This window comes from Arthrobacter sp. BB-1, assembly GCF_006151685.1.
Taxonomy (GTDB): Bacteria; Actinomycetota; Actinomycetes; order Actinomycetales; family Micrococcaceae; genus Arthrobacter.
Map to the genome: position 1 here is coordinate 1 of NZ_VDEV01000055.1, position 642 is coordinate 642.

Here is a 642-nt window from a genome sequence, read left to right on the forward strand (position 1 = left end):
CTGCGCGCTTACGGGCACGCCTCGGGTGCTGACTTGCCGTCGCTGTTCGACTCCGTCCGGGAGCACCTGGAGCTCGGGTATAAGTCGATCCGGATCCAGACCGCCGTCCCCGGCATCAAGGCCGTCTACGGTGTGGCCGGCCAGGCGCAGGCTTCGGGGGAGCGGTATGACTACGAGCCCGCCGGGCGGGGCGCGTTCCCGGTGGAGGAGGACTGGGACACCCGGGCGTACCTGCGGCACCTGCCCACCGTGTTTGAGGCGGTCCGGAACGAGTTCGGCCCGGAGATCCCTTTGCTGCATGACGGGCACCACCGGATGACGCCGATCCAGGCCGCGAAGCTGGGCAAGGCGCTGGAGCCGTATGACCTGTTCTGGCTGGAGGACTGCACCCCGGCGGAGAACCAGGAGGGCCTGCGCCTGGTCCGGCAGCACACCACCACGCCGCTGGCGATCGGTGAAATCTTCAACACGGTGTGGGACTACCAGACCCTGATCAAGGAACAGCTGATCGACTATGTCCGCGCCGCGTCCACGCACTTCGGCGGGATCTCCCCGTTGAAGAAGGTGATGGATTTCGCCGCGCAGTACCAGATCAAGTCCGGCTTCCACGGCCCCACGGACATCTCCCCGGTGGGCTTCGCC

Annotated in this window: 1 protein-coding gene; it reads left to right on the forward strand. The window is 67.1% G+C overall.

Annotated elements, in window-relative coordinates; genetic code table 11:
* Window positions 1-642 (forward strand): enolase C-terminal domain-like protein (locus FHJ30_RS21220; protein ID WP_306669408.1); only part of this gene is annotated, 642 nt, incomplete at both ends.